Origin of the sequence: Erwinia sp. Eh17-17 (assembly GCF_039675725.1) — a bacterium.
GTDB lineage: Bacteria > Pseudomonadota > Gammaproteobacteria > Enterobacterales > Enterobacteriaceae > Erwinia.
The window spans coordinates 642,327-663,168 of sequence record NZ_JBDFQT010000001.1; the positions used below are offsets into that span (position 1 = coordinate 642,327).

Here is a 20,842-nt window from a genome sequence, read left to right on the forward strand (position 1 = left end):
GGGGTTACATCGCCGCAACCACTTTGATTTCAACCAGATATTTTGGGTTCATCAGGTTAGCCTGCACGGTACAGCGTACCGGCGCGTTGCCCGGAGACACCCATGCATCCCAGGCGCGATTCATCGCCGCGAAATCTGACTTATGCACCAGGAAAATGGTGGCGTCCAGGATCTTACTTTTGTCTGAACCGACGCGGGTCAGCAGTTTATCAATCACCGCCAGCGCATTTGCCGTCTGCGCTTCTGCATCTTCATCCAGATTTTCCGGCACGCTGGTGTAATAGACCGTGTCGTTGTGGATCACGGCTTCGGACATACGGTGTTCAACTGGTTCAATTCTGGTTATTTCTTTTGACATATCAATACCTTAATTATTTTTGGTTGCGTTTCTTAAATCAACTTAGGGCACATTTGAGACATTACCGATAAAAATACCATCATTAGGCTTTCATGCTGAGACAAATGATCTGACAAAAAATGAGCGTCTCTTCCCACCATGTCGATAGTTTGTCAGCAGGGCTATCAATAACAGTGGCTTCACTTCCTGCATGCTAAGTGTTACCACCTTGTGTATACATCGTCAAAAGCCTTAGCAGTGGAAATGAAGTATCTACGGTTGTAATATCGGCTCATTAGACAATGGTTTGAGATAGATATGAATACTTCACGTAGAGTGATGATTAAACTTTTTGCCCCTTTAGCGCTTATACCTTCTTTTATTTCTTCAGCAAAAGTGATAGATGCATCAGCTAATCAGCCGGATCAACATAACAACGATACCCCACCGGCCAGGGCTTCGTTTGCAGCAAACCTTCTTGCCGACCAAAAATCCATCAAAATTGAATGCTTTGGTGACTCAACAATGTGGGGTTCTATTCCGCACAACACAACAACAATGGACCCTGCTAACCCATCGGCTTCATTACAGAAAGCACTCGATCTGATTTTCCCAGGACTTGTGAAAGTTAAGAATAGTGCGATACCAGGCACAACGCTGAAATTGCTTCTAACCGGTCGTGATAGTGGGCCAGGTACATATGAAGAAAGACTAATGAAGTCAGATGCTTTGATTATTTACTGCAATCATTGCCTGAACGACTGCAATTCGTACGAAAGCGATGAGTCACAATACCGTCAGAATTTAATAGAGTTTGTCAGGCTAACCCGGCAGTACGGTAAGATACCAATCCTTGTTACGCCGTCAATAATTTCACCTGTAGGTGATGGCAAAGAGTTCATGATGAAGCGTATGCCAGCCTTCATAAAAACAATGAAAGATGTGGCGTCTCATATGAACGTCGATCTTGTAGACAATTACTATTATTCATATAAAACCAGCCGCATGACTCCTGCATCAAAAATTAACGGTGATGGTGTTCATTTAAATTCTGAAGCGTATCAAAACGCTGGTTGGAACATGGCTATTCCGTTGGTCCTTGCCAATACTTTAAACAATCCATATGATTTGTGCGGTTTGTCAAATTCGACTTTTAAGGATAACTTAACTTTGTCAAGAGCCATTTGGTCCGTGGATAGTAGATTTGGCTCTGTGCTAACCGCTGACTCTAACGATAGTCTACAGCACATATATTTTCCTGTTATCCTGGATAACCCCACTGACCATACCAGGTTGGCGATAGGTGGTTTCAACGGTGAGGCTGGTGGAACAGGTGAAATTACCTATTTTGGAGAAAGAAATGACCACCGCTATTCAGGCAGGATAGATTATAAGAAAGATGTTGAAATAACCTATGATAAATTATTCGAACCTTCTGCGTGTAAACTTTCTGCCGGGTTCCACATTATCGGAGTAGAAGCGTCAGCTGAGGAGGGAGGGAAAAACTTCAACTTTGCAGGAGTGCAGTTAATCCCATCGGCAGTAATTTGAATGCGATAGTCCTTTATGATAGAGCCCGCTAGCGCGGGCTCGTTTTTACCAGTACAGCTAGATTTTAAACGGCTTTCCTAAGTTTCTTGATAACCATTTTCCAATAACGTTAGAAATAAATAAGCATATTAATGCATAGATAATAGCAGAAGAAGGGTTAGGTATTGTTAAACCAATACCTAACGCTGCTAAAGATAATGGCAGCAGAGTCTTTGTGACGACCTCCAGGCCACAAATATTTAGCGTGTTTTTACCAATTTCATTTATATATTTGCTGCTACAAATTAATTTTGATAAGAACACATTAAACAGAATCAAACTTGTTGTTGTTACAAGTGTATTAATCATTCCAAACGCAGGGTATTGCATAGCTTGTGGGAATAATTCGTTAGTCAAGCCCTCAATCAAAGACCTGGAGTTGAATAGCTGATAGAGAGTCACGAACGACAGAACGGAGAATAAAGCAGCGCCATACAGGGATTTTGCAAACAGCGTAGATTCACACATGAATTTAAACATACACCTACCAAGCGCCATTAGCCACCAGTAGGCGATAGCGGAATCAATATTCCAGAACCATTTTGGCATCACTAATGGGTTATGGTGAAGCAGGGTCTGTGAAGCTATGAATGCACATAATGAAATAACTAAAATAACATATTTATTGCCAATAATTTTTAAAAAAGCACCATCAATAACAATCATTGCAAACATACAGTTAATAAACCATATGGTTCCTACTGATGGGTTGTTTCTCACACCATAAATAATGTCATTAATATTGTGTAAAATAACCTTGAATGGGTCTCCGGCATTCAATGATGTAAGAAGTAAAATAATAAAACAAAACGAAAAATAGGGAATCATGAGTCGCTTGAACTTATCAATAAAAAACTGGATGAATGAGATCCCGCGTAGTTCTTTTGAGAAAAACCCAGATATAAAGAAAAACAGAGGTACATGATAGCTAAATACAAATGGAGGTATCTTACCGGCACCAGGACCAAGATGACCTACGTATATCGCAAATATCCCTAAGAACTTTAGAGAATCAACCCAGTCGAATCTTATGCTTCTCATTATTAAACCATTTGGATGATATTATTTAGTTGTTTTTCAATGTTACCATATTTTTCATGGAAGGGAACCGAAACGAACTTAAGGTCAGAACGTTTCTGAGGACTGGACGGAAAAAAAGTATATTTCCAATATATTTAATTGAACACTGTGTATTAAAACAGTATTCAGGTGAGCGTAAGTAGACGAGAAAACATACCGATGCGAAACCAGTTGTTGGTGTACTGTTGTTACAGCAGGCTTTGTAGCAGCTTTAGAGACAGTGAAGTAAGGCTCTGCCTGAGCAAATAGGGAGGAGGTGGTGATACAACCGTTAATGCATCATTACGACTTAAATGCGGTCTCCATTTAATGGAACACACAAAGCAATATACCTTTTCACAAGCCTTTGTATATTCTTGCATCATGAGGCGTGTCATCGCGACAGACTGGCACAGATTAACCGGGTCTGTCACCTAAAGGGTGGAGTGCGCTGGCGGATACTGACATAATTACAGTAGTTTTGATCGGGTGGTGAGGGAATGTGGTAGACGATTTTGCAGCAGACGGCGCTCTGGCGCAGGCGATCCCAGGCTTCAGGCCGCGTGAACCTCAGCGCGAGATGGCGGCTGCGGTGGCGCGAGCCATCGATGGCCGGAGTGAACTGGTGGTTGAGGCGGGGACTGGTACGGGGAAAACCTATGCCTACCTTGCTCCGGCGCTGCGTTCCGGTAAAAAAGTGATCGTCTCTACCGGTTCCAAGGCGCTCCAGGATCAGCTTTACAGCCGCGACTTGCCTACGGTGGCGAACGCGCTGAAATTTAAAGGCATCATTGCGCTGCTGAAGGGGCGTTCTAACTATCTCTGCCTTGAACGTCTGGAACAGCAGTCGATGGCGGGGGGCGATCTGGCGGTTCAGGCGATGAGCGATTTGGTGCATCTGCGCGGCTGGTCGATCGAAACCGTGGACGGCGACATCAGCACCTGCGGTGGCGTTGCGGAAGACAGCACTATCTGGCCCCTGGTCACCAGCACCAACGATAACTGTCTGGGGAGCGACTGCCCGCAGTACAAGGACTGCTTCGTGGTAAAAGCCCGCCGCAAAGCGATGGATGCCGATGTTGTGGTGGTAAACCACCATCTGTTCCTGGCGGATATGGTGGTCAAAGAGAGCGGTTTTGCCGAGCTGATCCCGGATGCTGACGTGATGATTTTCGATGAAGCCCATCAGATGCCGGACATCGCCAGCCAGTATTTTGGTCAGCAGCTCTCCAGCCGCCAGCTGCTCGACCTGGCGAAAGATATTTCGATCGCTTACCGTACCGAAGTTCGCGATGTGCAGCAGCTTCAGAAGTCAGCCGATCGGCTGGCGCAGAGCGCTCAGGATTTTCGCCTGTCGCTGGGCGATCCCGGCTTTCGCGGTAACCTGCGTGAGCTGCTGAGTAATCCGCAGATTCAGCGAGCGCTACTGCTGCTCGATGATGCGCTGGAGCTGTGCTATGACGTGGCGAAGCTGTCACTGGGCCGTTCTGCGCTGCTGGATGCGGCGTTTGAACGGGCGGCACTGTATCGCGGCCGACTCAAACGTCTGAAAGACACCACCCAGCCCGGCTTCAGCTACTGGTATGAATGCAATGCGCGTAACTTTACTCTGGCGCTGACGCCGCTGTCCGTTTCCGACCGCTTCCGCGAAGTGATGGACGAACGCCCGGCAAGCTGGATCTTTACCTCCGCCACGCTGGCGGTCAATGAGCAGATGACGCATTTTGTCGATCGTCTCGGGGTCGGCGAGGCGGAAACACTGATCCTCAACAGCCCATTTGATTTTGCCCGCCAGGCGCTACTCTGCGTACCGCGTAATCTGCCTTCACCCAATCAGCCTGGCGGAACGCGTCAGCTGGCGCGCATGATGAAACCGCTGATTGAGGCGAATAACGGGCGCTGTTTCTTCCTCTGTACCTCCCATCAGGTGATGCGCGAACTGGCTGCCGAGTTCCGCGCTTCGATGACGCTGCCGGTGCTGTTACAGGGGGAAACCAGCAAAGGCCAGCTACTGAAGCAGTTTGTCGCCGCAGGCAATGCCCTGCTGGTTGCCACCAACAGCTTCTGGGAAGGGGTGGACGTGCGTGGCGATGCGCTGTCGCTGGTGATTATTGATAAGCTGCCGTTTACCTCCCCGGAAGATCCGCTGCTGAAAGCGCGTATGGAAGACTGCAAGCTAAGAGGCGGAGAACCTTTTGATGATGTGCAGCTGCCGGATGCGGTGATTGCGCTGAAGCAGGGGGTCGGAAGACTGATCCGCGACGTTGATGACCGTGGCGTGCTGGTGATCTGCGATAATCGTCTGGTGATGCGCCCCTACGGTGCGGTTATTGTTAACAGCCTGCCGCCGACGCCGCGCACCCGCGATGTGCAGAAAGCGATCGAATTTCTGCAGTTGACCGGGCAGCAGTAATCAATCTGGTGCGGATGTGCTATCATCCGCGCCGAAAATTTTCTCCCCTGAGGGTGTTATGTCCACGCGAATTTTAGCCATTGATACTGCGACGGAAGCCTGTTCGGTCGCCCTGCTGAATAACGACCGTTTACTGGCGCATTTTGAACTGTGCGCCCGTGAACACACCCAGCGCATCCTGCCGCTGGTCCAGCAGGTCCTGCAGGAGGGCGGTGTGGCGCTGAAGGATCTCGATGCGCTGGCCTTTGGCCGCGGTCCGGGCAGTTTTACCGGCGTGCGTATCGGTATCGGGATTGCTCAGGGGCTGTCACTGGGCGCAGCGCTGCCGCTGATCGGCATTTCTACGCTGAAGACGATGGCGCAGAGCGCCTGGCGCCTGCACGGTGCGACCCGCGTACTGGCGGCCATTGATGCGCGGATGGGCGAAGTTTACTGGGCCGAATATCAGCGCGATGCAGAGGGAAACTGGCAGGGCGAGGAAACGGAAGCCGTACTGAAACCTGATGCAGCCGCAGCGCGCATGGCCGCGCAGCAGGGGCAGTGGACCTGCGTGGGTACCGGCTGGCAGGCCTGGCCACAGCTGGCTGAAAACAGTGGACTGGTTCTGACGCTGTCTGACGTTACGCTGCCGTGCGCAGAAGATATGCTGCCGCTGGCTCAGCAGGCGCTGGCCGCCGGAATGACCGTGGCACCTGAACAGGCAGAACCGACCTACCTGCGTAATGAAGTCACCTGGAAGAAATTGCCGGGTCGCGAGTAACGATGGCAACTATTTAAACCAATAGTAGTCAAAGTAGCATAACAAGGGAGAGTCGAATGCGTAGATCCAGTCTCTGGCAGTGCAGTGTGTTGTTGAGTCTATCGGTGCTGTTAAGCGGTTGTGTCACGGTGCCGGATTCGGTTAAGGGTCATTCTGACTATCCGCAGCAGGATCTGGTGCGGGTGCTGAGTGCGCCACAGCTCTATACCGGACAGGAGTCGCGCTTCGGCGGTAAGGTCGTGAAGGTGGACAATCGCAACGGGCTGACACGCCTGGAGATTGCCGCCATGCCGCTGGATGACGGCGCCCGGCCGGTGCTCGGCTCACCTTCCATTGGCCGCATTTTCGCTGATGTGAACGGCTTTATTGACCCGGTTGATTTTAATCAGCAGATGGTGACCGTGGTTGGTACCATCAGCGGGACCGAAAAGGGCAAAATTGGCGATGCACAGTACACTTTCCTGGTGCTCAAGGTGACGGGCTATCAACGCTGGCACATGACCCAGCAGGTTATGACGCCGCCTCAGCCGATCGATCCGTGGATCTGGTATGGTCCGGGATATGGGCGCCATCGTGGGGGCTACTGGGGACCTTCTCCCTGGGGATATTACAACCCCGGCCCGGCCCAGGTACAAACTATTCTGACGCAATAATTCGAACAGTATGGTGTTAAATCGGCGGATCCGCTTTTTATCAGCGGATCGGCCTTTTTTTTATTGGATCTCTCAGGATGAGAGAAATTTAGTGATGGGCTTCGCAACCTCAAAATACAGACCTGAGCAAACTGGTACGCTGAGTTAAAATAATGTTAACAGATGCCGACCGGTCGAGGCTGCGATGACAACAAATAATAATTTTCGAGGTGATTCCTTGCATAAGGTTTGGTTAAACCGCTACCCCGCCGATGTTCCGGCTGAAATTAATCCTGACCGTTACGGTTCGCTCATTGACCTGTTTGAACATGCAGTGCTGCGTTATGCCACGCAAACCGCGTTTATCAACATGGGGCAGAGCCTCTCTTTTCGTCAGCTGGATGAGCGATCCCGTGCCTTCGCAGCCTATCTGCAACAGGGGCTGGGGTTGAAAAAGGGCGACCGCGTCGCACTGATGATGCCTAACCTGCTGCAATACCCGATCGCGTTATTTGGTGTGCTGCGCGCCGGGATGATCGTCGTCAATGTTAACCCGCTGTATACCCCGCGCGAGCTGGAACACCAGCTTAACGACAGCGGTGCCAGCGCTATCCTGATCGTGTCAAATTTTGCTCACACTCTGGAGAAAGTGGTTGCCAGGACATCGGTGAAGCACGTGATCCTGACCCGCCTGGGCGATCAGCTCTCTCCGGCAAAGGGGACGCTGGTTAACTTTGTGGTGAAGTACATCAAAAGAATGGTGCCAAAATATCACCTTCCCGGTGCCATCTCATTCCGTCAGGCCCTGCAGAATGGATCGCAGATGGCCTACACCCGGCCGGAAATTCTTAACGACGATCTCGCTTTCCTGCAATATACCGGTGGCACCACCGGCGTAGCGAAAGGCGCGATGCTGACGCACCGTAATATGCAGGCGAACCTCGAACAGACCAAAGCCACCTATGGTTCACTGTTAAAAGCCGGGGAGGAGACGGTAGTCACCGCGCTGCCGCTGTATCATATTTTTGCTCTGACGGTGAACTGCCTGCTGTTTATTGAACTGGGTGGCGCAAACCTGTTAATCACTAACCCGCGTGATATCCCCGGTCTGGTGAAAGAGTTAGGCAAATATCCCTTTACAGCCATCACCGGGGTTAACACCCTGTTTAACGCGTTGTTAAATGACGATGCGTTTAATAAGCTGGGTTTTTCGACCCTGACGCTGTCCGCCGGTGGCGGCATGGCAGTACAAAAAGCGGTAGCCGAGCGCTGGGAGAAACTTACCGGTCACTATCTGCTTGAAGGGTACGGACTCACAGAGTGCTCACCGCTGGTGTCAGTCAACCCGTATGATATTCAGTGTCACAACGGTAGTATTGGTCTGCCGGTGCCTTCTACGGATATTATGCTGGTCGACGATGACGGAAATGAAATGCCGCCGGGCGAGCCGGGGGAGCTGTGTATCAAAGGCCCTCAGGTGATGCTGGGCTACTGGCAGCGGCCGGATGCCACCGATGAAGTTTTAAAAAATGGATGGCTTCGCAGCGGTGATATTGTTACCGTTGACCACGAAGGTTTCCTGCGTATTGTCGATCGCAAAAAGGATATGATACTGGTCTCCGGGTTTAATGTTTATCCTAACGAGATTGAAGATGTCCTGATGCTTCACCCGAAAGTGCGTGAAGCCGCCGCGATTGGCGTTCCTAATGACGTCGCGGGTGAAACAGTAAAAATTTGCGTGGTGAAGAAAGACGATTCACTGACCAAAGAAGAGCTGATTGCCCACTGTAAGCGTCATCTGACAGGATATAAAGTCCCCAGAATTGTTGAATTTCGCCACGAGCTGCCGAAGACCAACGTTGGCAAAATCCTGCGCCGCGAACTGCGCGAGGAAGCGATAAAAGCGCAGCCGCCGTCAGAGTGATGCAGCCCGTTTTGCCAGTAACGAATCATGCCGGGTTGCCCGGCATTTTTTTGTGCATTTACCGTTAACCACAGGACCGATCCGGTTCTGCGGAGAGAGAACGCTATTTTGAATTACATCATGATCACCACTAATGAAGCGCTGGCAGAAGTGTGCCAGCGTGCCCGCCAGTTTCCGGCACTGGCGCTGGACACTGAATTTGTCCGCACCCGCACCTACTACCCACGTCTGGGGTTAATCCAGCTGTTTGATGGCGAAACTATCTCGCTGATTGACCCGCTGCCCGTGACCGACTGGACGCCTTTTCGCGATCTTCTGACGGATGAGAAGGTCGTGAAATACCTGCACGCGGGCAGCGAGGATCTGGAAGTGTTTCACCACGAGTTCGGCGTGCTGCCACAGCCGATGATTGATACGCAGATCCTTGCGGCCTTCAGCGGCCGTCCGCTATCCTGCGGTTTTGCTACCATCGTTGAATCCTTTACCGGTATTGCCCTGGACAAAAGTGAATCCCGCACTGACTGGATGGCGCGTCCGTTAACGGAAAAGCAGTGCGATTATGCCGCAGCCGACGTGTTCTACCTGTTGCCGGTCGCCGGTAAGCTGGTGGCTGAAACGGAAGCCGCAGGGCAGATGGCTGCCGCGCTGGATGAGTGCCGCCTGTTGTGTCAGCGCCGTACCACCGTGCTTGACCCACAGGAGGCCTGGCGGGATATTCCTAATGCGTGGCAGCTGCGCCCGCGCCAGCTGGCGGCACTGCGTCTTCTGGCTGCGTGGCGTCTTGAGCTGGCCCGTGAAAAGGATATGGCGGTTAACTTCGTGGTGCGTGAAGAGAATCTGTGGAAAGTGGCGCGCTATATGCCGGGTTCACTGGGCGAGCTCGATCATCTGGGATTACCGGGGCAGGAGATCCGTTTTCACGGTAAAGCGCTGGTAGCGATGGTGGCCCAGGCCGCAGCGCTGGATGACGAGAACCTGCCGGAGCCACTGCCAAACCTGATCGACTACCCTAATTACAAGCAGGTGTTCAAAAGCCTGAAAGCGTTAGTCGCAGAAACAGCAGAAAAACACGCTGTCAGCCAGGAGCTGCTGGCATCACGCAGGCAGATCAATCAGCTGTTAAACTGGCACTGGAAGCTAAAGCCACAGGCCGGTAAGCCTGAACTGGTGGACGGATGGCGCGGTAAGCTGCTGGAAAGTGGCATTGCAGAGGTTCTGTCGGCTTACTGATGGTGCAATTTTCCCCTGCACAACAGCAGGGGAAAATCAGGAGTAGCAGGGGATCATTTCGGAGTTTCTTCCGTTTCCGTTTCCGGTAACGTTACATTCAGTTCAAGAATAGAAATATCATCATCTTTCTGATCCAGCTTCACACTGAGCATCTCCGGATCAATTTTCACGTATTTACAGATCACTTCCAGAATGTCCCTTTTCAACTGTGGCAGATAGTGGGGCTCACTATCGCCCCTTCTGCGTTCTGCCACAATAATCTGTAGCCGTTCCTTGGCAATGTTGGCTGTGCTCTTTTTACGGGATAAAAAGAAATCGAGTAAGGCCATGGTTTATCCCCCAAACAGGCGTTTCAGGAAACCCTTCTTCTCTTCTTCAATGAAGCGGAAGGGACGTTCTTCACCAAGCAGACGGTCAACGGTATCAGCATAGGCTTTACCTGCGTCGGACTCAGCGTCCAGGATCACTGGCTCACCCTGGTTTGAGGCTCGTAATACAGACTGGTCTTCCGGAATCACACCGGCCAGAGGAATACGCAGAATTTCCAGTACGTCTTCCATGCTTAACATGTCACCACGATTCACACGGCCTGGATTGTAGCGGGTCAGTAGCAGGTGTTCTTTAATCGCATCCTGGCCTTTCTCTGCGCGGCGTGATTTAGAAGAGAGAATGCCGAGAATACGGTCGGAGTCACGAACCGAAGAGACTTCCGGGTTGGTGGTGATAATCGCTTCATCTGCGAAGTACAGCGCCATCAGCGCACCGGTTTCGATCCCGGCGGGTGAGTCGCAGACAATGAAGTCAAAATTCATTTCGCCCAGATCGTTCAGAACTTTCTCCACGCCATCGCGGGTCAGCGCGTCTTTGTCGCGGGTCTGTGAAGCAGGCAGAATAAACAGGTTTTCAGTGCGCTTATCTTTGATCAGCGCCTGATTGAGTGTGGCATCGCCCTGAATCACGTTGACGAAGTCATACACCACGCGGCGTTCGCAGCCCATGATCAAATCCAGGTTACGCAGACCGATATCAAAATCGATAACGACGGTTTTTTTACCTTTCTGCGCCAGACCGGTAGCGATGGCCGCGCTGGACGTGGTTTTTCCCACGCCTCCCTTACCCGATGTAACAACAATAATGCGTGCCATATAATAATTTCCTTAAGAAAAGAAAGGGCTCGAGAGCCTGGCTCAGTTCAGTGTCTGTATAGTCAACGCGCCATCTTTGAGACAAAGACGCGACGCTTTTCCAAAAAATTCAGCAGGGATTTGATCCATCAGCCAGTAATTACCGGCAATCGATACCAACTCTGCGGATAAACTGGTGCAAAATATCTGGCAATTTTTGTCGCCGGAAGCGCCAGCCAGGGCACGACCGCGCATCATTCCGTAGATATGAATATTGCCATCGGCAATCAGTTCAGCACCGGCGCTGACGCTGCTGGTGACGATCAAATCGCAGTTTTTCGCGTAAATCTGCTGACCAGAACGCACCGGCGAAGAGATTAGCCGTGTTTTTGTAGCAGGCTGTTCGACCGGGATAGACAGCGGTGCAACATCGTTAGCGCGCTTTTGTTCTTTACCTTCGCTGAGCACCGGCAGACCAGAGCGCGCAATCATGCGTTTTAGCTGCTCATCTTTGCAGCCGCTGATGCCGACAATATGAAGACCGGACGCGGTAATCGCCTGCTGCATCTGACGCCAGTTCACCTCACGGGTTAATGAAGAAACGTTAATCACCACCGGGGCATTTTTCAAAAATGCCGGAGCCTGACTGACCTTTTCTTCAATGGCTTGACGCACGATGTCAGGATCGGTGTGATGCAAATGAACGACTGACAGCGTAAAACTGCTGCCCTTTAACTCGATTGGCGATTGTGACATCTGTCCCGCTCAGTCCTGTTATTTCCCATCCTGGCTAAATCAACACCACTTTTCAGGTGTTTAATCAAGACAGGCAATATTCCGAAGTTCTGCAAGCATGTTATAGTTACTGTAATATTCAGGCAAGTCACCATCCAGGTTAATTCGAGTAAAAAATATGTTTTGTGTGATCTACAGAAGTCCTCAGCGCGACCAGACTTATCTTTATGTTGAAAAAAAAGACGATTTCTCACGCGTTCCTGACGCTCTGCTGAAGGGGTTCGGTAAACCTAAGCTGGCAATGCTGCTTCCCCTGGACGGGAGCAAGAAGCTGGTGGGGGCGGATATTGAAAAAGTGAAAACAGCGCTGCGTGAAGATGGGTTTTATTTACAGCTGCCGCCGCCGCTGGAAAGTCTGCTTAAGATACATCTGAGTGATGCTAAAAAAGATTAATTCGGAATCATCTGCAAATATATCTCCGTGGGTCAGAGTGGGTCTTTTATTTATAAATTTCTGACGGAGAAGCGATAAAAGGATGCCTGCATGAAGCCGTTAGCCCTTAACTTCCTTGTCGTCTCACTGGTTCTGGCGTCCGGCAGCGCCGGTTACGCCACCCCCCTGACATCCGGCACCAGCCCGGAACCTCCCGCCACCACGCTGGCCCAGCAGGGGCGTAACCCGGCTGAATTTCCCGGTTATGTTGAACAGTTAAAAGCCCAGGCACGCGAGGCGGGTTTTGACCAGCAAACGATTGATACTGCCTTCACTGGCGTGCATTTTGTCGATCGGGTGATTAAATCGGACCGTGGACAGCTGGAAAATAAAGTCACCCTGGACGATTATCTCGGCAGGGTCCTGACGCCGGAAAAAATCCAGCAGGCCCGGCTTTATGTTCAGCAATATCAGAATCAGCTGCAGCCGATAACCGATGCCTCCGGCGTGCAGACGCAATATATTGTTGCGCTGTGGGCGCTGGAAAGTCACTTTGGCCAGATTCAGGGTAAAGAAGAGGTGGTCTCTGCGCTGGCCACGCTGGCCTTTGAAGGGCGGCGGGAAGCGTTCTTTACTAAAGAGCTGATGGCCGCCCTGCGCATTATCCAGCGCCAGCAGATGAGCGCCGCAGACCTGAAAGGGTCCTGGGCCGGGGCGATGGGGCAGAGCCAGTTTATGCCGAGCTCATTCCTTAATTACGGTAAAGATGGCAACGGCGATGGCAGGATTGATATCTGGAATAATCTGGATGATGTGTTTGCCTCCACGGCGAATTATCTGCAGCGGGAAGGCTGGCGTGCAGGCCAGGGCTGGGGGCAGGAAGTTATCTTACCGGCGGGTTTTGACGCGCAGCAGGCAGGTCTGAAAACGGCTCAGGCAAAAACAGCGGCCCAGTGGTTACAGTCCGGCGTAAAGCTGATGCATCCCGATGAAAACCGCGACGCCGGTCAGCGCGCCTGGATCATCACTCCGCAGGATGGGGGCGGGCGTTCATTCATGGTTTATGACAATTTTCGCACGCTGATGCACTGGAATCGGTCTTATTATTTTGCCATTAGTATTGGCATGATGGCCGACGCCATCGTCACGCAGCAGACGGTACAGTAAGCAGAATCGCGGCGATATTATGTCGGCGCAGCCACTCTAATCAGGCAGGAGAAACAGCATGTATCAGCATCATAACTGGCAGGGCGCACTGCTAGATTTTCCGGTAAACAAGGTCGTCTGTGTGGGGAGTAACTATGCTAACCACATTAAAGAGATGGGCAGTGCTACACCCACAGAGCCGGTGCTGTTCATCAAGCCGGAAACGGCTATCTGTGATATTCGCCAGCCGTTGTCTATTCCGAAAAACCTGGGTGCTGTTCACCATGAAATTGAGCTGGCGGTGCTGATTGGTTCCACCCTGAAGCAGGCCACTGAACAGCATGTTGTCCAGGCCATTGCCGGCTATGGCGTGGCGCTGGACTTAACGCTGCGCGACATCCAGGCCGGCTGTAAGAAAGCCGGGCAGCCGTGGGAAAAAGCGAAGGGGTTTGATAACTCCTGCCCACTCTCAGGTTTTATTCCTGTCAGCGAGTTTAACGAGGATCCGCAGAACGTTGAGCTGAAGCTTATGGTCAATGGCGTTGTGCGCCAGCAGGGCACGACTGCCGATATGATCCATAAAATTGTGCCGTTAATCGCTTACATGAGCCAGTTCTTCACCCTGCGTGCAGGAGATGTGATCCTGACCGGAACTCCGGAAGGCGTCGGTCCAATGGTATCCGGCGACCGTCTTGAAATTTCTCTCGGTGGCCACGGCGTTGCCACCCGCGTGTTGTAAAGCTGAGCGGAAAACTTGCAACTGAAGCTCAAACCCCTTATAAGGTGCGGGCTTTTACTTTTACCGGACACCGACATGACTGATACCCCTTTCTGGCAGCGGAAAACGCTGGAACAAATGAGCGACGAGGAATGGGAATCCTTATGTGATGGCTGTGGTCAGTGCTGCCTGAATAAGTTGCAGGATGCCGACACGGATGAAATTTACTTCACCAATGTGGCCTGTAATCAGCTGAACATTAAAACCTGCCAGTGCCGCAACTACGAAACCCGCTTTGAGCTGGAAGAAGACTGCATCAAGCTGACGCGCGACAACCTGCCTACCTTCCAGTGGTTGCCGCCCAGCTGCGCCTATCGGGTGCTGGCGGAAGGGAAAACGTTACCACCGTGGCATCCGCTGCGCAGTGGTTCACGTGCTGCGATGCACGCTGCGCGTATTTCCGTGCGTCATATTGCGGTGCATGAAAGTGAGGTAGTGGACTGGGAAGAGCACATTATCAACCGCCCGCGCTGGTACGGTAAATAATTGTTCGGCTTGAGTGCATAACAAAAAAGCTCCGCCAGTGCGGAGCTTTTTTTATACAGGATACGCACGGCGAAATGGGGAACCGCCGGGGAGATTAACGCGAGAACAGATCGCGTCTTTTCGGTTTAAACGGCTGGGCAATCAGAACCAGCGCCCCCACCAGCAGGTAGGCAGCAAAAATACCTACCAGCCACTGCGGCATGCTCAGCGTCAGAAACGACCAGGACTTCTCCGCGCAGTCGCCGCTGGCGACAAACACGGAAGGCAGCCATTTATCCAGCGGCAGCCAGGAGGGGAAGCGGGCAGCAAAATCACAGGTCACGAACGGTGACGGATGCAGTTGGATCATGGTGTGTTCCCACGCCAGACGAACCCCCTCCCAGGCGCTGTACAGCCAGATAACAATGGCAACCAGGCGCAGCGGAGTCTTTGGTGCGATAGCACCGACCAGCCCGGCACCCATAATGCCAAACAGCGCACAGCGTTCATAAATGCACATGACACAGGGTTTCAGCAGCATTACATGCTGAAAATAGAGCGCAGTCATCTCAAGAGCGAATGCGGTCAGTGCCATCAGCAGCCATGCGCCGCGTCCGCGAGAGCAGCTATTCAGGTATCTCAACATTAGTCTTTCCGTCTAAAAGGCAGTTAGACGGCAGTGTAAACGAAAAGCGTCCGCAATCCAGCCAGCAGGGAAAAAATTAAGCAGTAAAGTGACTTAAATTAACTCTGTTGACGATAAATCATGATGTTTCCTTTCACGCACCGCTCCCGGCATCGGGTCGGGAACCGCCGTAAGTCGGGCAGATAACAATCTCTTTTTTTTGCAGGCGATCTCCTTTTCCCCTGCGGGTAAGCTAGGTGATGCCTGGAGCGTCTGGTATGATGAGCCGAATTTTGAAGAAATGAACGCAACGGAAAAAGAACGCTATGGTTATTAAGGCGCAGAGCCCGGCGGGTTTCGCTGAAGAGTATATCATCGAAAGTATCTGGAATAGTCGTTTCCCTCCGGGTTCTATTTTGCCCGCTGAACGTGAACTCTCCGAACTCATTGGTGTGACCCGTACCACGTTACGTGAAGTTTTACAGCGTCTGGCGCGTGACGGCTGGCTGACCATTCAGCACGGTAAACCGACCAAAGTGAATAACTTTTGGGAGACCTCCGGGTTGAGTATCCTGGAAACGCTGGCCCGTCTCGATCATGACAGTGTTCCGCAACTGGTCGATAATTTGCTGTCAGTGCGCACCAATATCTCTTCGATCTTCATCCGTCGCGCTATTCGTACCTACCCGGATAAAGCCCGTGAGGTGCTGGAAACGGCCAATCAGGTTGAAGATCAGGCTGAAGCCTATACCAACCTTGATTACAATATTTTCCGCGGTCTGGCGTTTGCCTCTGGCAATCCGATTTACGGCCTGATCATCAACGGCCTGAAAGGGCTGTATACGCGTGTCGGACGCCACTATTTCTCAAACCCGGAAGCGCGCCGACTGGCGCAGGCGTTTTATCAGCAGCTGCTCACTATTCTGCATAACCAGCAGTACGATCAGATTGTTGACAGCGTGCGTGACTACGGCCGTCGCAGCGGGGAAATCTGGCACGCCATGCAGACCAGCATGCCGACCGATTTACCGCCTGCACGTCGTTAACCCCTGCCGCGATTAAAAAAGGGCTGACCGGAATACGGTCAGCCCTTTTTTATTATCGCCACGCCACAGACAGCGGGGCCTGCGTACTCACGTCACAGCGTACCGCCCGGCCGTGGAGGGCAGCGATCGAGGATCTCGACGCTGCCATCATCGTTCTGCTGTTCCAGATTGATATCAAAGCCCCACAGGCGGTGAACGTGTTTCAGCACTTCGCGACGGCTTTTATCCAGCGGCGCACGATTGTGCGGCACATAGCGTAACGTCAGCGAGCGGTCTCCGCGCAGGTCAACGTCGTACACCTGGATGTTGGGTTCCAGATTACTCAGATTGTACTGCGCCGAGAGCTGCTGGCGGATCGCCCGGTAGCCCGCTTCATCGTGAATCGCGGCAATCTCCAGGAAGTTATTGCGGTCGTCATCCAACACGGTAAACAGACGGAAGTCGCGCATCACTTTCGGCGAAAGGAACTGGCTGATAAAGCTCTCGTCCTTAAACTCTTTCATCGCAAAATGCAGCGTATCGAGCCAGTTTGAACCTGCAATATCGGGGAACCAGTGCCGGTCTTCCTCTGTCGGCGCCTCACAGATACGTTTGATATCCTGGAACATGGCAAATCCCAGCGCATACGGATTGATACCATTGTACCACTGGCTGTTATAAGGGGGCTGGAACACCACGTTGGTGTGGCTGTGCAGGAACTCCAGCATAAAGCGTTCCGACACTTTTCCTTCATCGTACAGATGGTTCAGAATGGTGTAATGCCAGAAGGTGGCCCAGCCCTCATTCATGACCTGAGTCTGTTTCTGTGGGTAAAAATACTGACTCACCTTTCTGACAATACGCAGGCACTCACGCTGCCACGGCTCAAGCAAAGGCGCATTTTTTTCCATAAAGTACAGCAGGTTTTCCTGAGGCTCTGCCGGATAGCGCGCGCTGGAAAGGTGGGTTTCCTCACGCTCCCGGCGCGGCAGGGTGCGCCACAGCATATTGACCTGGCTTTGCAGATACTCCTCACGGCTCTTCTGTCGCGCCTTCTCCTCCTGCAGGGAGATTTTCTGCGGGCGTTTATAGCGGTCGACGCCGTAATTCATTAAGGCATGGCAGGAGTCCAGCAGGCGCTCAACGTTCTCGACGCCGTAACGTTCCTCACACTCGGAGATATAATTTCGCGCAAAAATCAGGTAATCGACAATCGAGCTGGCATCGGTCCAGCTGCGGAACAGATAGTTATTTTTGAAGAAGGAGTTATGGCCGTAGCAGGCGTGTGCCATCACCAGCGCCTGCATGGTCATGGTGTTTTCTTCCATCAGATAGGCAATGCAGGGATTGGAGTTGATCACGATCTCATAAGCCAGTCCTTGCTGACCATGCTTGTAACGCTGCTCCGTTTCGATGAACTTTTTACCGAAGGACCAGTGGGCATAGTTGATAGGCATACCGACGCTGGAATAGGCGTCCATCATCTGCTCAGAGGTAATCACCTCGATCTGATGGGGATAGGTATCCAGCCGGTAGGATTTAGCGACACGGTCGATCTCCCTGAGATACTCATCAAGCAGTTCGAAGGTCCAGTCTGGTCCATCATCGAGTCGTTTGCTGTCCTTAATCGGAACGTCAAAGATCGTGGTCATAGCGCACCCCTTTTTATAAAACCGGATAACCTTGCGGCAAAATGTCCGTTTTCATGTCGACTTATCTGCGTCTGCAACACCCGTATAAGCCTGGAATTAAAGCCAATATCTCAATGATAGTTCACTGTCTCGTATCCCTCCCGTTAAAACAATTGAAATCTTCGACAGAAAATTCAGCGCTGGTTTAAAAAAGAATTTTACCTAACGATAAATTCAACGATTTGGTTATTTTACAGGATAATATCCTGTTTATAACAGCATGTTATGACGGGGCGCGTTTGTTCTGAGTTTTGCGCATTTATGCTATTTTGCGGTAACAATCTGCTTAAAATTCATCAAAGGCAGATATATCGGCTGAAATGGGGGGCGCATCTTGTTTTTGTCGGTCTTTAAGGTAAAAAATATGTGAAATATTTCCGTGTGATGTAAAATTTTGCGCTGGTGTTTTCCTCCGTTAAGTGGCGAAGCATCCAGTGCATAATTCTATAAATGGTTTCCTGTGAGGTCAGTATGCGAGTGGTGATTCTGGGTAGTGGCGTGGTGGGCGTGGCAAGTGCCTGGTATCTTGCACAAGCAGGTCATGATGTGACGGTGATTGACCGTCAGCCAGCAGCGGCCATGGAGACCAGCGCCGCCAATGCCGGACAGATTTCTCCGGGTTACGCGGCGCCCTGGGCAGCACCGGGCGTGCCCCTGAAGGCGATAAAATGGATGTTCCAGCGCCACGCGCCTCTGGCTATTCGTCTTGACGGTAGCCAGTTCCAGCTGCGCTGGATGTGGCAGATGCTGCGTAACTGCGATATGCGTCATTATCAGCAGAATAAGAGCCGGATGGTGCGTATTGCTGAGTACAGCCGCGACTGCCTGAAGACCCTGCGTCAGGAAACGGGTATCGCCTATGAAGGGCGTCAGGGCGGGACGTTACAGCTTTTCCGAACTGCACAGCAGTTTGACAGCGCGGCAAAAGACATTGCCGTGTTAAAAGATGCTGGCGTACCGTATGAGCTGCTGGAGGCGGCACAGCTGCACCAGGCTGAACCCGCACTGGGTGATACCCAGCACAAGCTGACCGGCGGGCTGCGTTTACCGAATGATGAAACCGGAGACTGCCAGCTCTTCACCCAGCGGCTGGCTGCTATGGCTGAGGCTGCGGGGGTCAACTTCCGTTTCAACACGCCAGTGGATGCGCTGTTGCAGGAGGGGAACCGTATCTGCGGCGTGCGGTGCGGCAGTGAAACCATCACAGCCGATGCCTATGTGGTGGCATTTGGCTCGTTCTCCACGGCACTGTTGAACGATATCGTGAATGTTCCGGTTTACCCGCTCAAGGGCTATTCACTGACCATCCCAATCAGGGATGCAGCGGCAGCGCCGGTGTCTACCGTTCTTGATGAAACCTATAAAGTCGCCATTACCCGTTTCGATGACCGCATCCGCGTGGGAGGGATGGCTGAAATTGTCGGTTTCAGCACCAGACTACGACCGGCACGCCGCCGAACGCTGGAAATGGTGGTGGGCGATTTGTTTCCGCAGGGTGGCCATATTGAGCAAGCCACATTCTGGACGGGGTTACGCCCCATGACGCCAGACGGAACACCCATTGTAGGGCGTACCCCATTGAAAAATCTGTTCCTTAATACGGGTCATGGTACTCTTGGCTGGACAATGGCCTGCGGTTCCGGGCAGCTCCTGGCGGATATTATTTCCGGGATCACCCCGGCGATAGCCGCCGACGATCTGTCCGTGATGCGCTATCTGCCGGGTTACAGCCCGGAGCCGGTTGGGGTGCTGCACAGTGCCCGTGTTCGCTAACTCATCGTATAGATTTTACAAGGAGAGAGTATGTCTCGTCCCATTGTCGCAACGATTAATCGCGCCGCGTTGCGGCAAAATCTTGCCGTTGCCCGCCGTGCCGCCGGGGAATCCCGTCTCTGGTCAGTGGTCAAAGCGAATGCCTACGGGCACGGAATTGACCGGGTGCGGGAAAGTCTGGCAGAGACCGATGGCTTCGCGCTGTTGAACCTTGAAGAGGCTATTCTGCTGCGCGAGCGCGGGTGGAAAAAGCCCATCCTGCTGCTGGAGGGGTTCTTCCACCCGGAAGATTTGGCTCTCCTCGACCAGTACCGTCTGACCACCAGTGTACACAGCAACTGGCAGATTCAGGCGCTGGCAAAAGCGAAGCTGTCAGCCCCACTGGAGATCTATCTCAAGATGAACAGCGGGATGAACCGCCTGGGCTTCCAGCCTGAGCAGGTGCACAACGTCTGGCATAAGCTGCGTTCGCTGGATAATGTCGGTGAAATGACGCTGATGGCGCACTTTGCTGAGGCAGAAACGGCGGAGGGTATTGCTGAACCGCTGAAACGTATCGAACAGGCTGCAGAGGGTCTTGACTGTGCGCGGTCACTGGCGAACTCGGCTGCTACCCTGTGGCATCCGCAAACGCATCATCAGTGGGTGCGTCCCGGTATTATTCTTTACGGGGCGTCTCCCAGCGGGCGCTGGCAGGATATCGCCAGCAGTGGTCTGAAGCCGGTGATGACGCTGACCAGTGAAGTGATCGGCATTCAACAGCTGACGGCCGGTTCTGGCGTGGGTTACGGCAGCCGTTATCGCGCAGCGGGCGAACAGCGCATCGGCGTGGTCGCCTGTGGCTATGCCGATGGCTATCCCCGCCACGCCCCAACCGGGACACCGGTTATGGTTGATGGCGTCATAACGCAGATCGTCGGGGCGATTTCGATGGATATGATCACCGTCGATTTAACGCCGTGCCCGCAGGCGGGCATCGGCAGTCAGGTTGAGCTGTGGGGGAACAACGTGAAGATTGATGATGTGGCACTGGCATCCGGCACCGTCGGGTATGAGCTGATGTGCGCGCTCGCCCCCAGGGTACCGGTCACCGTAGAATAAG

20 protein-coding genes are annotated in these 20,842 nt (G+C 52.2%); 13 read left to right on the plus strand and 7 right to left on the minus strand.

What is annotated here, in order from left to right; all coding sequences use genetic code 11:
* Positions 1–4: 4 nt before the first annotated feature.
* The gene (locus ABEH87_RS02820; RefSeq protein ID WP_346573717.1) at positions 5–358 is read right to left on the minus strand and encodes a RidA family protein; all 354 of its coding nucleotides are present in this window, start codon (positions 356–358) and stop codon (positions 5–7) included.
* Positions 359–655: 297 nt separating this feature from the next.
* Here ABEH87_RS02820 and ABEH87_RS02825 point away from each other — a divergent pair, with 297 nt between their 5' ends.
* Positions 656–1,888: an SGNH/GDSL hydrolase family protein gene (locus tag ABEH87_RS02825; RefSeq protein WP_346573719.1), complete on the plus strand. Its 1,233-nt coding sequence runs from the start codon at positions 656–658 to the stop codon at positions 1,886–1,888.
* Between the two features lie 57 nt (positions 1,889–1,945).
* Here ABEH87_RS02825 and ABEH87_RS02830 read toward each other — a convergent pair whose 3' ends face one another.
* Positions 1,946–2,968, minus strand: a complete 1,023-nt coding sequence (locus ABEH87_RS02830) for an acyltransferase family protein (RefSeq protein ID WP_346573720.1) — start codon at positions 2,966–2,968, stop codon at positions 1,946–1,948.
* Positions 2,969–3,488: 520 nt separating this feature from the next.
* Here ABEH87_RS02830 and ABEH87_RS02835 point away from each other — a divergent pair.
* The 5 genes from ABEH87_RS02835 (at position 3,489) to rnd (ending at position 9,945) form a co-directional block, all read left to right on the plus strand.
* Positions 3,489–5,399, plus strand: coding sequence for an ATP-dependent DNA helicase (locus tag ABEH87_RS02835; protein WP_346573722.1), 1,911 nt, complete (start codon positions 3,489–3,491; stop codon positions 5,397–5,399).
* A 58-nt stretch (positions 5,400–5,457) separates the two neighbouring features.
* Complete coding sequence (gene tsaB / locus ABEH87_RS02840) at positions 5,458–6,159, plus strand: tRNA (adenosine(37)-N6)-threonylcarbamoyltransferase complex dimerization subunit type 1 TsaB (RefSeq protein WP_346573724.1); 702 nt, start codon at positions 5,458–5,460, stop codon at positions 6,157–6,159.
* Positions 6,160–6,215: 56 nt separating this feature from the next.
* A complete protein-coding gene (locus ABEH87_RS02845; RefSeq protein WP_346573726.1) occupies positions 6,216–6,812 on the plus strand; it encodes a Slp family lipoprotein in 597 nt (198 codons plus the stop codon).
* 217 nt (positions 6,813–7,029) lie between these two features.
* Positions 7,030–8,715: a long-chain-fatty-acid--CoA ligase FadD gene (fadD, locus tag ABEH87_RS02850; RefSeq protein WP_346573728.1), complete on the plus strand. Its 1,686-nt coding sequence runs from the start codon at positions 7,030–7,032 to the stop codon at positions 8,713–8,715.
* 120 nt (positions 8,716–8,835) lie between these two features.
* Positions 8,836–9,945, plus strand: coding sequence for a ribonuclease D (gene rnd, locus ABEH87_RS02855; RefSeq protein ID WP_346573730.1), 1,110 nt, complete (start codon positions 8,836–8,838; stop codon positions 9,943–9,945).
* A 53-nt stretch (positions 9,946–9,998) separates the two neighbouring features.
* Here rnd and minE read toward each other — a convergent pair whose 3' ends face one another.
* The 3 genes from minE to minC are packed head-to-tail and all read right to left on the minus strand — an operon-like array spanning position 9,999 to position 11,825.
* Positions 9,999–10,274 carry a cell division topological specificity factor MinE gene (minE, locus tag ABEH87_RS02860; protein ID WP_062746175.1) on the minus strand — a complete coding sequence of 92 codons (276 nt, stop codon included), beginning with the start codon at positions 10,272–10,274 and terminating at the stop codon, positions 9,999–10,001.
* 3 nt (positions 10,275–10,277) lie between these two features.
* Positions 10,278–11,090: a septum site-determining protein MinD gene (gene minD / locus ABEH87_RS02865; RefSeq protein ID WP_346573732.1), complete on the minus strand. Its 813-nt coding sequence runs from the start codon at positions 11,088–11,090 to the stop codon at positions 10,278–10,280.
* Between the two features lie 42 nt (positions 11,091–11,132).
* A complete protein-coding gene (gene minC / locus ABEH87_RS02870) occupies positions 11,133–11,825 on the minus strand; it encodes a septum site-determining protein MinC (RefSeq protein WP_346573733.1) in 693 nt (230 codons plus the stop codon).
* Between the two features lie 157 nt (positions 11,826–11,982).
* Here minC and ABEH87_RS02875 point away from each other — a divergent pair, with 157 nt between their 5' ends.
* The 4 genes from ABEH87_RS02875 to ABEH87_RS02890 all read left to right on the plus strand — a co-directional run bounded on the left by ABEH87_RS02875 (position 11,983) and on the right by ABEH87_RS02890 (position 14,647).
* On the plus strand, positions 11,983–12,258 hold the full coding sequence (locus ABEH87_RS02875; RefSeq protein ID WP_346573734.1) for a YcgL domain-containing protein: 276 nt from the start codon (positions 11,983–11,985) through the stop codon (positions 12,256–12,258).
* Between the two features lie 90 nt (positions 12,259–12,348).
* On the plus strand, positions 12,349–13,404 hold the full coding sequence (locus tag ABEH87_RS02880; protein ID WP_346573736.1) for a lytic murein transglycosylase: 1,056 nt from the start codon (positions 12,349–12,351) through the stop codon (positions 13,402–13,404).
* A 58-nt stretch (positions 13,405–13,462) separates the two neighbouring features.
* Entirely contained in the window at positions 13,463–14,122 is a 660-nt protein-coding gene (locus tag ABEH87_RS02885) for a fumarylacetoacetate hydrolase family protein (RefSeq protein ID WP_346573737.1), read from the plus strand.
* Between the two features lie 75 nt (positions 14,123–14,197).
* Positions 14,198–14,647 (plus strand): YcgN family cysteine cluster protein, encoded by a 450-nt coding sequence (locus tag ABEH87_RS02890; protein WP_346573739.1) that lies wholly within the window; start codon positions 14,198–14,200, stop codon positions 14,645–14,647.
* A gap of 94 nt (positions 14,648–14,741) precedes the next feature.
* On the opposite strand, the gene dsbB is transcribed toward ABEH87_RS02890, so the two are convergent.
* On the minus strand, positions 14,742–15,272 hold the full coding sequence (gene dsbB / locus ABEH87_RS02895; protein WP_346573741.1) for a disulfide bond formation protein DsbB: 531 nt from the start codon (positions 15,270–15,272) through the stop codon (positions 14,742–14,744).
* Between the two features lie 305 nt (positions 15,273–15,577).
* Between dsbB and fadR the strand changes: the two genes are divergently transcribed.
* Complete coding sequence (gene fadR, locus ABEH87_RS02900) at positions 15,578–16,297, plus strand: fatty acid metabolism transcriptional regulator FadR (protein ID WP_346573743.1); 720 nt, start codon at positions 15,578–15,580, stop codon at positions 16,295–16,297.
* Between the two features lie 92 nt (positions 16,298–16,389).
* Here the strand turns inward: fadR and ABEH87_RS02905 are convergent, their stop codons facing one another.
* On the minus strand, positions 16,390–17,928 hold the full coding sequence (locus ABEH87_RS02905; protein ID WP_346573744.1) for a SpoVR family protein: 1,539 nt from the start codon (positions 17,926–17,928) through the stop codon (positions 16,390–16,392).
* Between the two features lie 510 nt (positions 17,929–18,438).
* Here ABEH87_RS02905 and ABEH87_RS02910 point away from each other — a divergent pair.
* Complete coding sequence (locus ABEH87_RS02910) at positions 18,439–19,740, plus strand: D-amino acid dehydrogenase (RefSeq protein ID WP_346573746.1); 1,302 nt, start codon at positions 18,439–18,441, stop codon at positions 19,738–19,740.
* Between the two features lie 30 nt (positions 19,741–19,770).
* The gene (dadX, locus tag ABEH87_RS02915; RefSeq protein WP_346573748.1) at positions 19,771–20,841 is read left to right on the plus strand and encodes a catabolic alanine racemase DadX; all 1,071 of its coding nucleotides are present in this window, start codon (positions 19,771–19,773) and stop codon (positions 20,839–20,841) included.
* Position 20,842 lies beyond the last annotated feature (1 nt).